Source organism: Mucilaginibacter mali, from assembly GCF_013283875.1.
GTDB classification, from domain to species: Bacteria; Bacteroidota; Bacteroidia; order Sphingobacteriales; family Sphingobacteriaceae; genus Mucilaginibacter; species Mucilaginibacter mali.
This window is the reverse complement of record NZ_CP054139.1, coordinates 2,530,555-2,544,814: the sequence shown is the minus strand read 5'-3', so window position 1 is coordinate 2,544,814 and position 14,260 is coordinate 2,530,555. Positions and strand designations below refer to the sequence as shown.

The window sequence follows — 14,260 nt, the reverse complement described above, 5'->3', positions numbered from 1 at the left end:
CTTGAAGAAATGAGTTTTTTGAAAGCCCTCTGGCAGGGGGTACTTATTTAATAAACAACAACTCCCTGAATTTTGGCAGTGGCCACAAGGCGTCGTCTATCAACTGCTCCAGTTTATCTACGTGGTAGCGTATGGGCTGGAAGTAGGTTTTTACCTTTTCATCGTAAGCTAAGGCTTTCTCGCGCGAGTCTTCTATTACGTTGGCCTTTTTGCGTTCTTCTATCAACTGCTCCACATTGGTTTTGATGAAGTTAACGTGTTCGCTAATTTTAGCGATAATATCTATCTGCGCGGCATAGCTTTCCTTTGGTAAACCTATTTCTTTTAAGCCCTTCACATTTTCTACCAGTTTGGTTTGATAGGTAATGGCGGCAGGGATGATCACGTTGTTCACCAGTTCGCCAATTACACGGGCTTCAATTTGTAGTTTTTTGTAAAAGCTTTCCAGTAATATTTCGTGACGGGCCACGGCCTCGCGTTTATTATATACACCGGTTTCCTCAAACAGGCGCTCGGTTTTGTCGGATAATAAAGCGTCGAGTGCTTTGGGTGTGGTCTTTAAGTTGTTTAGTCCACGGCGTTCGGCTTCCTTTTCCCACTCTTCGCTATAACCATTACCTTCAAAACGGATCGATTTCGATTCCTTAATGCAGCGTTTGATCACCGTGAGTAAGGCAACATCTTTCTTTTCGCCTTTGCGGATCAGCTTATCTACATCGTATTTAAACTTTTTTAACTGATCGGCAACGATCAGGTTCAATATCGTCATCGGGTTAGCCGAGTTGGCCGACGAACCCACGGCACGCAACTCAAACTTATTACCTGTAAAAGCAAAAGGCGAGGTGCGGTTACGGTCGGTGTTATCCTTTAATATCTGCGGTACTTTAGGGATGCCTTGCCATAGCAGCGCGTCGTCCTTTATCTTTTTGCTGATGCGCGATGTTTCTATCTCGTCAAGCACATCATTTAACTGGCTGCCCAGGAAGATAGAGATAATTGCAGGCGGTGCTTCGTTAGCACCCAAGCGATGATCGTTATTAACCGATGCGATGGACGCGCGCAATAGGTCGGCATGTTCATAAACAGCCTTGATCACGTTTACAAAAAAGGTAAGAAACATCAGGTTGTTCTTGGGCGTTTTACCCGGCGACAATAGGTTTTTACCCGTGTTGGTGATCATCGACCAGTTATTGTGCTTGCCCGAACCGTTTAAACCAGCGTAGGGTTTCTCGTGCAGCAAAACTTTAAAGTTATGGCGTTTGGCTACGCGGTCCATCAGGTCCATCAGTAACTGGTTATGGTCAATAGCCAGGTTGATCTCTTCGTAAACCGGCGCGCACTCAAATTGCGATGGGGCCACCTCGTTATGGCGGGTTTTCAGTGGGATGCCTAATAACAACGATTCGGTTTCCATATCCTGCATAAAGGCATATACCCGCTCTGGGATCGAACCAAAATAATGGTCCTCCAATTGCTGGTTCTTGGCCGACATGTGGCCAAACAATGTACGGCCGGTTAAGTACAGATCGGGGCGTGCATTATATAAGGCCAGATCTACCAGGAAGTATTCCTGCTCGATACCTAACGAGGCGTTCACTTTCTCGATGCTTTTATCAAAATAATGGCAAACATCAACAGCGGCCTTGTTTAATACGCTCAATGCTTTTAATAAAGGTACTTTATAATCCAGCGCTTCGCCGGTGTACGATACAAACACGGTAGGGATACACAAAGTGCGGCCCATAATAAAGGCAGGGGAGGATGGATCCCAGGCGGTGTAGCCACGGGCCTCGAAAGTGTTACGGATACCGCCGCTCGGGAAGCTGGAAGCATCCGGCTCCTGTTGTGCAAGGGCATCACCACTAAAGCGCTCGATCACGCCGTCGGCAGTTGGTTCAAAAAACGCGTCGTGTTTTTCGGCGGTCGATCCGGTTAAGGGCTGGAACCAGTGAGTATAGTGCGTAGCGCCTTTGCTAATGGCCCAACTCTTCATGGCCGATGCGATCTGCTCGGCAGTTTCGCGGGGGATGGGTTCGCCATCGTCGGTAGAGTTGATGATGCTTTGGTAGGCATCATTGGATAAATACTCCTTTAGTTTTTTATTATCGAAAACATTCGCGCCAAAATAGTCTGAAATTTTAGCTGATGGCAATTTTATCTCCGGAATTGTCCTTGTTAGCACTGTTTCGAGCGCTTTGAATCGAAAATTTGTCATTTTTTAGGTAATTGATGACCAAAAATAATGTAATCCCGATAAAAACACTCAAAAATCAGGGAAAAGTCTTAAATAAATTAATCAGCGAATTAGCGGGCCGTTGGCACTAAGCCCCCGTTTGGCCTCGAATTATTGTACGTTTTTAATAAAAACCCACTAAAAATATAGATTTTATATGGTAAAATACTATAATCCTGTCGATTTTTTGCTTTTTGACTTAAAATCTGCCTATTTGTTTGAAAATGTGTAAATATTTTACTGTTTTGATCTATTTGTTTTAATAAAATCATAAAATTTTATTAAAAACGTAATTATTTTTAACTTATGTTTTGATAAATTGAGATTATATCCATATTTTCATAAAAATATTAATAAAAACATCTTTAAAATTTGATGTTTGTGTGATTTTGATAATTATATTGTTGATAATTAATGATAAAAATCACAAAAAATAAAGTTTTATAAATTATGTAGATGTATTTATGATGTAAAATTGGAAATTTTGAATTTATTAATCGTTCACATATCATTCTAACTAACTAAATTTTAAAAACAATGGAAGTAAACTTCACAAAAAGTAAATTCCTCGGGTCGTTTCGACAACTAACGCGGGAGAAATGGCAACTCGGTGCAACTATTTTCACCGGGAAGCTTTTGGGGCTGGGGCTGGCGATAATAGCCATGATGACATTACCCGGGCTAATTTCAACATCGGCACACGCGGCTGATACTTACACGGCGCATGAAACCGCTTTAATGAATACCGCTAATACCATCTGGACATTGGTAGCAGCGTTTTTAGTATTCGGCATGCAGGCCGGTTTTGTGATGCTGGAAGCCGGTTTTGCACGTAAACGCGAAACCGTTAACATTTTGATGGAGTGTATCTTCGATACCTGCCTTTGCGGGATCTTGTTTTGGGCTGTTGGCTACGCGTTTATGTTTGGCAGCGGCAACGGATTTATTGGTTGGGGTGGTGCCGATGGTAAAAACTGGTTCTTTTTGCAAAATACCCCGCTTACTTATGGTACAACCGGTATCCCGGTGCTGGCCCACTGGATCTTCCAGTACGCTTTTGCCGATACCTGCTCTACCATTGTATCGGGCGCTATGATCGGTCGTACCAGTTTCCGTGGCGATATATTATATAGTATAGGTATCACCGGCTTTATTTATCCTATCCTGGGCCACTGGGCATGGGGTCCTGACGGCTGGCTGGTAGCTAAAGGTTTCCTTGATTTTGCAGGTTCAACCGTAGTACATACCATTGGCGGTGTAGCTTCATTGGTCGGTGCTATGGTATTAGGCCCACGCTTAGGCCGCATCTTCGCCCGTGATGGTGGTGGCATGCCGGCGCCGCATAACCTTACCATTGCCGCTGTAGGTGGTTTCCTGCTTTGGTTCGGTTGGTATGGCTTTAACCCGGGCAGCACGCTTTCTGCAATGGACGGACAAGGTATTGGGCGTGTGGCTGCTAACACCACTTTGGCTGCTTGTGCCGGCGGTATTGTGGCTATGTACCTGGGTTTATGGTTTGGCAGCACCAAGGGTAAATTTGATGTTGGCTTTACCGTAAACGGTTTCCTGGCTGGCCTGGTGGCCATTACTGCTTCGTGCTACTGGGTTAGCCCGCTGGGTGCTATCCTGCTGGGCGCTATCTCTGGCGTGATTGTTTATTATGGTACCCAATTATTAGAGTACCTGCGTATTGATGATCCGGTTGGCGCTGTACCTGTGCATGGTTTAAATGGTATTTGGGGCACGCTTTCTATCGGCTTTTTCGCTTGCGGTAAATATGGTGTTACCGGCCCAACCGGACCAGATGATTCGCACCCGATCACTGGTTTATTTTACGGTGGTGGCACCGGTCAGTTAGTTAACCAATTGATCGGCAGCGCGAGCATCACCTTTGCAACCTTTGCTATTGCCGGCATCATGATGTTTGTAATTGGCAAATTGCCTTACCCATGGAAACTGCGTGTTGAAGAACACGGCGAACTGATGAAAGGCGGTATCGATGTGTTTGAACACGGTACTTCTGCCTACCCAGACCAGGACGACGAAGACGTTAGCCTGAGCGGCTTATTTGAGCCAACTACTACAACTGTATAACATACCCCTATACCGTGCGGGAGATTTGCCCGCACGGTTTATATAGTTTATAGCTTTTACTGTGTGTAAAAAATGTAATGCCGCATGGTACGGGGTGAGCTTTGCCCCAATTTTTAATAGCGATCATTCAATATCTATCATAAATCATTCAAAAACAACTAAAAAATCATTCAACTCTTAAAACAATTAAAAATGAAAAGTAAATTTTTACTATTACTCGCACTATCAGCTGTTACTTATGTTGCCCATGCCCAGGAAGCGGCGAAAACGGTTGATCCGTCACTGGTGATCACCGGCTCGGTAGATACGTATTATAAGTACGATTTTTCGGGACACAGCAATATCCCCACCAGCTTCGCCTCAGATCAAAACTCGTTCTCGATCGGGATGGTAGACCTGGGCCTGAAAAAAAAGATCGGCAAAGCCTCGTTTGTAGGCGAAGTATCCTTTGGTCCGCGTAATGACCAGTCGATCCCGGTACCCACCAACCACATCCAAAACCTGTATGTAGCTTATGATCTGACCAGCCAGCTGAGCGTTACCGCCGGTTACATGAGCACTTTTGTAGGTTACGAAGTGATCTCACCTGCCGGTAACTTCAACTACTCCACCTCGTATTTGTTCACTAACGGCCCGTTCCAGAATGCCGGTGTTAAACTGAGCTATGCTTTCAGCGATAAAGTAAGCCTGGCCGCCGGTTTATATAACGACCTGTGGAATGTTTACAGTGCCGCCAGCAAGATCAACACTTTCGGCGCGCAACTGATGGTAGCCCCGGTAAAAGGCTGGACGGCCTATTTGAACCTGGTAAGCGGCCCTGCATCAGGCACCGAGCTTGACCTGACCACTACTTACCAAATTACCGAAGCCTTTAAACTGGGCTTGAACGCGGCTGATTTCAGCGCGCCGACCGCGGTTAAAGGCGGTTTTACCGGTGTGGCCTTGTATCCGCAGGTAGCGGTAGCACCCACCGTAACCTTAGGCTTACGTGGCGAGTACTTTAAGACCAAAACAGGCGGCTTCACTACTGCAGGCCCGGCTGTTGGCGAATCGGTAACCGGATTAACATTTACCGCCAACATTAAAGGCGGCCCATTGACCTTTATCCCGGAAGTAAGGTTAGATAACGGATCGAAAACGATGTTTACCGATAATAAAGGCATAGCCACTAAATCGGCATCGCAATTTGCTTTGGCTGCTGTTTACGCCTTCTAAATTAAACAACATAATTGTGATTGAAGCCGTAGGGGATACCCTGCGGCTTTTTTGTTTTTTGTGATTCCACAGATTTTGGGAATGATTTCACCGATTCTCTTGATAAGGTTTGCTGGGGGGATAGAATTTGATGTTCTAAACTGCTAATCGGGGAAATCATTTCTGAAATCTGTGGAATTATCCATAGAAAAATATTAACTAAATTATTAGTTTGAAATGAAAAACTTATTTATATTTGAAAACTAATAAATTAGTTATAGTATTGTTGTAAAACTCTGAAAAGTGTGATTTTTCGCAATATTATAAAATATTAAGGCGTTAAATAAGAAACTTAATTTCAATCATCATGCTAAAATCAGAATTTAATTTGTACAACCGGGAATGGCTCTCGCTTGTATTTAAGGGTAGGAACCAAAACTATGGCGCTTACGAACTGCGCCGCAGTTACCCGGTGGTGTTAAACAGGGCTATGGCAGTTACCTTTTTTACGGTAGCCGCCTTGTGCATTACCGAAACGGTGATATCGCGTAACCGGGCTATTGAACCGGTAACCAAGACGGTAGTTCTTACAATAACCCCGCCCGAGAAAATCTTTGAAGCAAAACTGCAGAAGGAGCAACCAAAACCCAAGGAAGCAAAGCCTAAAACAGAAGCTCCAAAAGAGCTGCCAAAGCCGCTACAGGTTTCTACACAAAATATAAACTATGTAGTTAAGCCCGATAAAGATGTAATTAAAGATCCGGAGCCGATAAAAGCAGATGTAGCTATTGGCCCGGAGGATAAAATAGTACCGGGATCGGGTAGTGACAATGTGCCATTAATAGAAGATCCCGGAACAGGAGAGGGCGTTAAAGGAGGTAACGGCGATGGCATAATTAATGTTGGCGAAGGTGGTTTGCAAGTAATGCCCGAACCAATTGGCGGTGATAAAGCCTGGGCCAAATTCCTGCAAAAAAACCTGCGCTTCCCGGGCCAGGCACAGGATGCCGGTGTATCGGGTAGGGTATACCTAAGTTTTATTATTGAAAAGGATGGTCATTTATCAAATATCACCGTTGAGCGCAAAGCAGGCTATGGTTTTGACGAAGAAGCAAGCCGTGTGTTAAAACTGGCACCGGCCTGGAAACCTGGTATGCAAAACGGACAAGCGGTACGGGTTAGGTATTTGATCCCGATTAATTTTCAGTTGGCTGAGTAGCGAGCGGGACTTAACTAAATCGTCATTCTGAGCGATAGCGAGGAATCCCCGGTATGCAAAGCTATCTTGCCAGACTACTCTGCTAATTTGGGATTCTTCGCTATCGCTCAGAATGACGTTATTGTATTCTAAACGTAAAAACCCTACCTGTCCACTTCCCCCAATACAAAATCTATCGAGCCCACAATCGCGATCAGATCGGCTATCATTACATTTTTAGCCATGGCCGGCAATACAGAAAGATTACTAAAACTTGGCCCGCGCGATTTTACCCGGAACGGGATCTCGGTATCCATAAAGCGGTCGTTGCCTTTAAGGTCTTTCTCCTTTTTTTGCTGATGGATGAAGTAAAAGCCTAATTCGCCTTTGGCACCCTCGCAGCGTATATAATAGTCTTGTGGTTTTGGACTAAGCTTACGGGGCAGTTTGGCGCGTGGATCAAATTCTGGTGGGCGCTTCAGTTCCTTTTGCAGGCGATCCAGGCATTGTTCGATAATATGCAGCGATTGTTCTATCTCATCTACACGTACCTTGTAGCGGTCCCAGCAATCGCCAACGGTACCCATCTGGCCGGTACCTACGGGGATCTCAAACTCCAGTTCGGGGTAGGCCGAGTAGCCATCTATACGGCGCAGGTCCCATTTCAAGCCCGAACCACGCAGCATCGGCCCGCTGCAGCCGTAGTTAATAGCTACGTCGAGCGGCAAAACACCCACATTGGCTGTGCGGTTGATGAATACCTGGTTATCGGTCAACAGGCCGTTCAACTCCACCATTTTGGGTTTAAAGTAATCTGCAAATTCGCGGCAGCGTTCTTCAAAACCAACAGGCAAGTCGTAAAACAGGCCGCCCACCCAAATATAGTTATACAACATGCGCGATCCTGATGCCCATTCCAGCATCCCCATAATATGTTCCCTATCGCGGAAGCACCACAGGAAAGGGGTGAAGGCGCCAATATCAATACCGTAAGTACCAATGGCGATCAGGTGCGAGGCAATGCGGTTCAATTCGCATACCAGCACGCGGATATATTCGATACGTTTGGGGATATCCTTATCAATACCCAGCATCCGTTCTACACCCATTACCCAGGCATGGCTATTGTTCATGCTGGCCAGGTAGTCCATCCGGTCGGTAAAGGGTATAGTTTGCTGATAAGTAAGCGATTCGGCGTGTTTCTCGAAGCAACGGTGCAGGTAGCCAATATGCGGGATCACCTCTTTAACGATCTCGCCGTCGGTGATGAGTTCCAAACGCAAAACGCCGTGGGTAGACGGGTGCTGCGGACCCATATTCAACACCATATCCTCGGTTGCGGCGCTGGCTATCTTTTGGTTGTAGCGGTTTAAAGCTTCGTTGTATATGGGGGCGAGTGTATTCAATTTCCGTTTTGAGTGCGTTAATGGCAATTTAACCACAAAGGGCACAAAGGGTTTTCACAAAGAAAGCACAAAGTTAAATGGTTAAAATAACCCTTGTGATTCTTTCCCTTTATGTTCTTCGCGGTTATATTAACCTCAAGGCCCGAAATTAAACATTATCAGCACAAACAGTATAAATAAAAACAACAAAGGACACCTGGTTTATATTCCTTAGTGTCCTTTGTGAAAAAACTTTGTGCCCTTTGTGGTTAAATTGCCACTAAAACAACCAGTTATCCTTTTATAGGCGAGGTATCCATCATTTTGCTCAGGTTGGTGGCAACCCATGCATAAGGATACATGGCTAAAGCCTTTACTTTGCTGTCGCGGCTTTTAAAGGTCCACACATCCTTCATAAATTCTTTGTGGTTTTTGGCGTTAAGCGTATCAAATGCCACCGAGATGGTTGGCGTTAATGAATAGGCCGTATGCCAGGTACCGAAGGGGATGAACAAGGTCTCGCCCGGGCCAACCACAAAGCTGATAGGTGTGGCATCCTTATAAAGCGGATACTTCTCGTAATCAGGTTCGAAGATATTCAGTTCAGAACGCCACGGGTCGTTAGGGCGGGGGTAAAGCATGTGCTCCTGCCCGCGCGGGAAAACCGTAAAACGCTTCTCGCCATAAAGCTGGGTGATCCAGGCGTTAAGGTGGTAATAATCCAAATGCAAATATGGGAACCTGCCGCCCGGGCCGCCGATAAATAACTCTAATGCTGCGCCCCACTTTCCAAGCTTAAACATTTTGTTGTCTAGCCAGTTAGGTTGGGCATATTGCAGGTCGGGCTTAATAAGCGGCAGCAATTCAGGTAATTGCTCGTTGATATTATAGATGGATGGATAAGGCGCGGGCTTTTCTTCCGAACTGGCTTCAACCATATCCATAATTTCGCGCATGTTATAGGTTTTGCCCTGTACCACGGTGGTACGGTCGGCGTAGTTTTCGCGGAACCAATCGGGGGTAAATAAGTCTTTAGCTTTCCAGTCTTTCACCGCGTTTTTAAACACCAGCGGGATGCCCGGTTTATAATGTTCTTCTAAAAATTCCTCGTGGGTGATGTTCTCGCGCCTGATGATTTCCATGGTTTAATAAAAGGGGATTGAATGTGATGATTGGTTTGTTTATGTACACAATCATAATAAAAAAACGGAATATAAACCATAGTGCGCCAATTTTAAAAATAGAGAATATGGGAATTAGTTTAACCAATCCAGTCAATCGGTGAGTGGTCTGTGAGGACACAGCCCACGGGATATCTACCCGGTGCCTGTGAAGACACAGGCACCTTAAATGCATAAATGCAGAGGAGTAATAAAAAACGCTAATCTATCTTAATCCCCTTATAATACTCGGCATTGTGGTAATCTTTGCGCAGGGGGAAGCCCTCCCAGTCATCCGGCATCAGCAAGCGGCGCATATCGGGATGTCCGTCAAAATAAATGCCATACATATCGTAAGCTTCACGCTCGTGCCAGTCGGCGGCTTTATAAACAGCGGTTATACTGGGGAAATGCGGCAGGGTATCGCCGGTTCGGTCGTGAACTATGCTTACCTTTAACACTAACTGTGTTTGATAGGGGATGGATGTTAAATGATAAACCACACCGAAGCGGCCATCTTCCACACCATAGTCAACCCCGCTCAGGCACGAAAGGAAATCAAAGTAAGTGGCCGGATTATCGCGCAGTTCAAGGCATACGCGGGTAATTTCGGCGGGGTTGATGAGCAGGGCAGGTTGCAGGCCAGTTAGTTCCTCGCCGGCAATAACCTGTTCTCCAAATTTATCGGTCAGTAATTGTTTAACTTCAGCAAGCGTCATGGTGCAAGGCGTACGATCTTCCAGTTCTTGTTATCAACTTTTTTATAGACGATGCGGTCGTGCAGGCGGCTGCTACGGCCCTGCCAAAACTCAAACAGGCGCGGCTTAATAATGTATCCGCCCCAGTACGATGGCTTGGGGATATCCTTATCAGCGTATTCGGCCTCCAGTTCGGCCACTTTGGCTTCCAGTTCCTTACGACCGTCAATTTCCTGGCTTTGGGGTGATGCTACGGCGCCGATCTGGCTGCCCTTTGGACGGCTGTGGAAATACTCTTCTGATTTTTCGCGGCTCAGTTTTTCAACCGTGCCTTCAATGCGCACCTGGCGTTCCAGTTCGCCCCAAAAAAATACGGCTGACGCCAGCGGGTTTTTGGCCAACTCTTTCCCCTTGCGGCTCAGGTAGTTGGTGTAGAACATAAAGCCTTCGTTATTAAAGCCTTTCAACAATACAATACGTGCCGAAGGGCGGCCATCGTGTGTTGCCGTGGCCAGTGTCATTACGTTTGGCTCGTGTATTTGTGAGGCAACCGCGTCGTTAAACCATTTATCAAATTGCCTGATAGGGTCTTGCTTTACTTCTTTTTCGGTAAGGGTAGCCGCGGTATAATCCTGCCTTAAATTTTGTAGTTCCTGCTCGTTCATCACAGCAAACTTACAAATAAATTATACCGTATATGATGATACAAGTCATTTTTGACTAAACTATTGACTATTTTTAGTGTTTAATTTTGTAGCTATGTTAAGTACTATCCCTGCCGCAGTTGGACGATTATTGATATCGGAACCATTTATGATGGATCCCAACTTTAAGCGTTCGGTTATCCTGATCACCGAATACCACGAAGAGGGGGCAGTGGGCTTTGTGCTGAACCACCAGAGCGACAACCTGCTGGGCGATTTGCTGCCCGATGTTTCTTATTCAGAGATCCCGGTATATAATGGTGGCCCCGTTGCCGAAGATACCCTGCACTTTATCCACCGTTGTCCAGAAAAGATTGACGGCGGCCTGGAGATATGGAACGGCATTTACTGGGGCGGCGATTTCGATACCGTGAAAAACCTGATCAATAACTACCAGTTAAAAACCGACGAGATCAAATTCTTTACCGGCTACTCTGGCTGGGCGGCCGGCCAACTGGATGCCGAATTGCAGGAGGATACCTGGATAGTTGCCAACAAATTCAATATCGATACCATTTTTGCCGATGCTGAACATAATTTGTGGAAGCAAGTGGTTATAGGTTTAGGGCAGCGCTACGCGCACATCGCCAATTTTCCCGAAAATCCAACTTTGAATTAAAGTAAAAAGTCAAAAGTAAGAAGTGATTTTTGACTTCTTACTTTTGACTTACGACTCGAACCCCATATCCCGGGCCGAAGCTTCTACTTTGGCTTTCAGGTCGTTTTTATAGTCGATTAGGTTTTGTACGATGCTTTCATCTGCAGTAGAGATGATCTGCGCGGCCAGAATACCTGCATTTTTCGCGGCGTTAAGGGCTACGGTTGCTACAGGGATGCCGTTTGGCATTTGCAGGATGGAAAGTATCGAATCCCAGCCATCGATGGAATTGCTTGAACGTACCGGTACACCGATCACCGGCAAATGGGTTAATGAGGCCACCATGCCCGGCAAGTGTGCGGCGCCACCCGCACCGGCTATGATCACCTTCAGGCCGCGGTCGGCAGCAGAGCGGGCGTAGCTGAACATCAGGTCGGGCGTGCGGTGTGCCGATACTACGGTGATCTCAAATTCAACACCCAGTTCTTTTAAAACATCGGCGGCATCCTGCATAACCGGCAGGTCTGATTTGCTGCCCATAATAATACCTACTTTTGGTTGTGATTGATCCATGCTGATGTGTTTATGCGTTATATTGTTCAATTAGTTTTGTTTGTTTAACGGGGTCGGCCTTAGACATCGCTACAATAAAATCCTTTAGTCGTGTCTCGTCTATTTTAATGGTGCTAAGCTTAAGCGTGATCTCCTGGAAGCCTAAATGTTTGGATGCCTTGAGCGAGCTTTTTTTCCTGATCAGGTCAGTTGCCGATTGGTCGATGACAATACCTATAAATGTTTGCTTACTGATATGGAATACATAAGCGTTTTCTATTAAGCTCCAGTTGATAAAATCTGTATAAGCCATCCGGTCAAAAATACCTACGGTGTTGATGATGATCTGCGGCCGCCTGTCCAGCAGGTTGAAAATACCATACAGCATCCCCACTCCAAAAAAACACACGGCAGGCCATGCTATTATGGGAGGCATATTTAGCTTCCCTGTGATGAGGGCGTAAAGGCTGGGCACAACAAAAATTGAAGCTAAGAAGATCAGTTTCAATGCCTTTAAAGGCGATTTGTATATTTTTATTTCGTCCACTTATTGTTTTAGTATGCGCTAAGATACTAATTCATAATAGCCTATGCTTTATTTCTTTTCCGGTAAGCAATTCTTCTTATCGCGAACACTATCCCCAGCGTTAACAAAACGGGAATAGCTATTACAATCAAAATTCCCAAAACGTAGCCTGTATTATATCCCAGTTCTTCTGCGTGTTCGCTGCTCAACCTTTCTGCGCTTTTTACCTTGAACCCATTAAAAAAGTGAACAAGGTTTTTGTCATCTTTTGATAATGAATCGGCCGACAAAATGCTGCACAACAATACCGTATCTTGTACCGCTACAACATGGTTATACCTGAATATCATTTGCCTGTTAATTTCGGCTTTATATCCAAACTCTATACCTGCGTGTCCATTAATATTGATCTTGTTTTTGTAAAAGATTTCACCCAGGGCCGGGGCTATCATTGCGTGTATATAGCTATTGTAAAGAGAGTCGAGATTGTTTTTCACAAATAAGTCCCTAAGTCCGCCTGAAACATCACCAACTGCTGCAAAAAATATTACGCCATGGTATTTTGTGCCATACATTTTATTACCGCTCTTCTCTATAACTTTTGGTGTATCTGGCAACGCAATTGTAGCAAGATTGCCAAGCTTTTGAATATACTTATACTGGCCAAATGATTTTATGGAAAAAAACATGAACACTAAGGCCGCAATGCATGGTTTAAGTTTCATTTTATAGAATACGTTAGTATCAATTGAAGCTATAGTGCTCTTTAATATCAGGCAATAACTTTCAGGGTTGCCTGCACAAACCGTGCCTTCTCAATCGCCTTTTCCCGGTCGGCATCCACAATGGTAACATGGCCCATCTTGCGGAATGGTTTTGTTAAGGCTTTGCCGTAAAGATGAATGTAAACACCCGGTTTGTTCAAGATCTTTTCAATGCCCTGGTAAACCGCGGGGCCTTCATAACCTGCTTCGCCCAAAACGTTTACCATAATGGCGTTGTTAAGGCAGTCGGTATTGCCCAATGGCTGGTTAAATATAGCGCGCAGGTGCTGCTCAAATTGCGATACGGTATTACCCTCGATAGTTTGGTGGCCGCTGTTATGCGGGCGTGGGGCCAGTTCGTTCACCAAAATGCGGCCGTGTTTATCTAAAAACATCTCTACTGCCAGCAATCCGACTATCTTCAGGCTTTCGGCAATGCGTTTGGCAATATTTTCGGCTTCCTGGTGTATCTCAAACGGCAGCATCGATGGGGCTATTAAAAACTCCACCAAATTGGCTTCGGGGTTAAACTCCATCTCCACCATCGGGAAGCATTTCACTTCGCCGTTATCGTTCCGGGCCACTATAACTGCAATTTCCTTTTCAAAGTCTATCAGCTTTTCTACCAGGCTGGGGGCGGTAAAGGCTTTATCAAGTGCGGCTTCATCAGTTACCTTGTAAACGCCCTTACCATCGTATCCGTCGCGACGCAGCTTTTGGATATATGGAAAGGGGATATGGCTTTGTTTCAATTGCTCGATAGAGGATATGATCTGGAAATCAGCCGTGGGGATATCGTTCTCTTTAAAAAATTGCTTCTGAAGTCCCTTATCCTGTATCAGGCGGATGATGCGGGGTTGCGGATAAACCACTACGCCCTCTTTTTCCAACTGCTCCAGGGCATCAACGTTTACCTTTTCAATCTCGATGGTGAGCAGGTCTACAGTTTTACCGAAGTTGTAAACGGTTTCGTAATCGCCAAGGGAACCGGCGGTAAATTCATCACACAGTTTACGGCAGGGCGCTTCGGGGTCAGGATCTAATACTTTAATTGTCACGTTATAATTAATGGCCTGTTGTATCAGCATGCGCCCCAGTTGGCCGCCGCCTAAAATGCCCAGTTTCAGATCTCCGTAAAATGCTTTCATAATGAT

13 protein-coding genes are annotated in these 14,260 nt (G+C 45.4%); 4 read left to right on the top strand and 9 right to left on the bottom strand.

Translation table 11 applies throughout. The features are described from left to right. Window positions 1-43: 43 nt before the first annotated feature. Complete coding sequence (locus tag HQ865_RS10735) at window positions 44-2,215, bottom strand: glutamine synthetase III family protein (RefSeq protein WP_173414905.1); 2,172 nt, start codon at window positions 2,213-2,215, stop codon at window positions 44-46. 555 nt (window positions 2,216-2,770) lie between these two features. Here HQ865_RS10735 and HQ865_RS10730 point away from each other — a divergent pair. From HQ865_RS10730 to HQ865_RS10720, 3 genes are all read left to right on the top strand, one after another. Next, entirely contained in the window at window positions 2,771-4,327 is a 1,557-nt protein-coding gene (locus tag HQ865_RS10730) for an ammonium transporter (RefSeq protein WP_173414904.1), read from the top strand. A gap of 192 nt (window positions 4,328-4,519) precedes the next feature. Beyond that, complete coding sequence (locus HQ865_RS10725) at window positions 4,520-5,542, top strand: porin (RefSeq protein WP_173414903.1); 1,023 nt, start codon at window positions 4,520-4,522, stop codon at window positions 5,540-5,542. A 346-nt stretch (window positions 5,543-5,888) separates the two neighbouring features. Continuing rightward, window positions 5,889-6,740: an energy transducer TonB gene (locus HQ865_RS10720; protein WP_173414902.1), complete on the top strand. Its 852-nt coding sequence runs from the start codon at window positions 5,889-5,891 to the stop codon at window positions 6,738-6,740. A 143-nt stretch (window positions 6,741-6,883) separates the two neighbouring features. On the opposite strand, the gene HQ865_RS10715 is transcribed toward HQ865_RS10720, so the two are convergent. The 4 genes from HQ865_RS10715 to pdxH form a co-directional block, all read right to left on the bottom strand. Continuing rightward, complete coding sequence (locus HQ865_RS10715; RefSeq protein WP_237073808.1) at window positions 6,884-8,047, bottom strand: NADH-quinone oxidoreductase subunit D; 1,164 nt, start codon at window positions 8,045-8,047, stop codon at window positions 6,884-6,886. A 350-nt stretch (window positions 8,048-8,397) separates the two neighbouring features. Beyond that, on the bottom strand, window positions 8,398-9,246 hold the full coding sequence (locus HQ865_RS10710; RefSeq protein WP_173414901.1) for a cupin-like domain-containing protein: 849 nt from the start codon (window positions 9,244-9,246) through the stop codon (window positions 8,398-8,400). A 239-nt stretch (window positions 9,247-9,485) separates the two neighbouring features. Beyond that, the gene (locus tag HQ865_RS10705; RefSeq protein ID WP_173414900.1) at window positions 9,486-9,983 is read right to left on the bottom strand and encodes an NADH-quinone oxidoreductase subunit C; all 498 of its coding nucleotides are present in this window, start codon (window positions 9,981-9,983) and stop codon (window positions 9,486-9,488) included. Next, the gene (gene pdxH / locus HQ865_RS10700) at window positions 9,980-10,627 is read right to left on the bottom strand and encodes a pyridoxamine 5'-phosphate oxidase (protein WP_173414899.1); all 648 of its coding nucleotides are present in this window, start codon (window positions 10,625-10,627) and stop codon (window positions 9,980-9,982) included. Before pdxH ends, HQ865_RS10705 begins: the two co-directional genes overlap by 4 nt. Before the next feature lie 148 nt (window positions 10,628-10,775). On the opposite strand from pdxH, the gene HQ865_RS10695 reads away from it, so the two are divergent. Next, window positions 10,776-11,285: a YqgE/AlgH family protein gene (locus HQ865_RS10695; protein WP_317170048.1), complete on the top strand. Its 510-nt coding sequence runs from the start codon at window positions 10,776-10,778 to the stop codon at window positions 11,283-11,285. Window positions 11,286-11,333: 48 nt separating this feature from the next. On the opposite strand, the gene purE is transcribed toward HQ865_RS10695, so the two are convergent. From purE to HQ865_RS10675, 4 genes are all read right to left on the bottom strand, one after another. Further along, window positions 11,334-11,837, bottom strand: a complete 504-nt coding sequence (purE, locus tag HQ865_RS10690; protein ID WP_173414897.1) for a 5-(carboxyamino)imidazole ribonucleotide mutase — start codon at window positions 11,835-11,837, stop codon at window positions 11,334-11,336. Between the two features lie 10 nt (window positions 11,838-11,847). Further along, window positions 11,848-12,291 (bottom strand): STM3941 family protein, encoded by a 444-nt coding sequence (locus HQ865_RS10685; protein ID WP_317170052.1) that lies wholly within the window; start codon window positions 12,289-12,291, stop codon window positions 11,848-11,850. A gap of 113 nt (window positions 12,292-12,404) precedes the next feature. Beyond that, on the bottom strand, window positions 12,405-13,067 hold the full coding sequence (locus tag HQ865_RS10680) for a hypothetical protein (protein WP_173414895.1): 663 nt from the start codon (window positions 13,065-13,067) through the stop codon (window positions 12,405-12,407). Between the two features lie 47 nt (window positions 13,068-13,114). Beyond that, complete coding sequence (locus tag HQ865_RS10675; RefSeq protein WP_173414894.1) at window positions 13,115-14,254, bottom strand: 5-(carboxyamino)imidazole ribonucleotide synthase; 1,140 nt, start codon at window positions 14,252-14,254, stop codon at window positions 13,115-13,117. Window positions 14,255-14,260 lie beyond the last annotated feature (6 nt).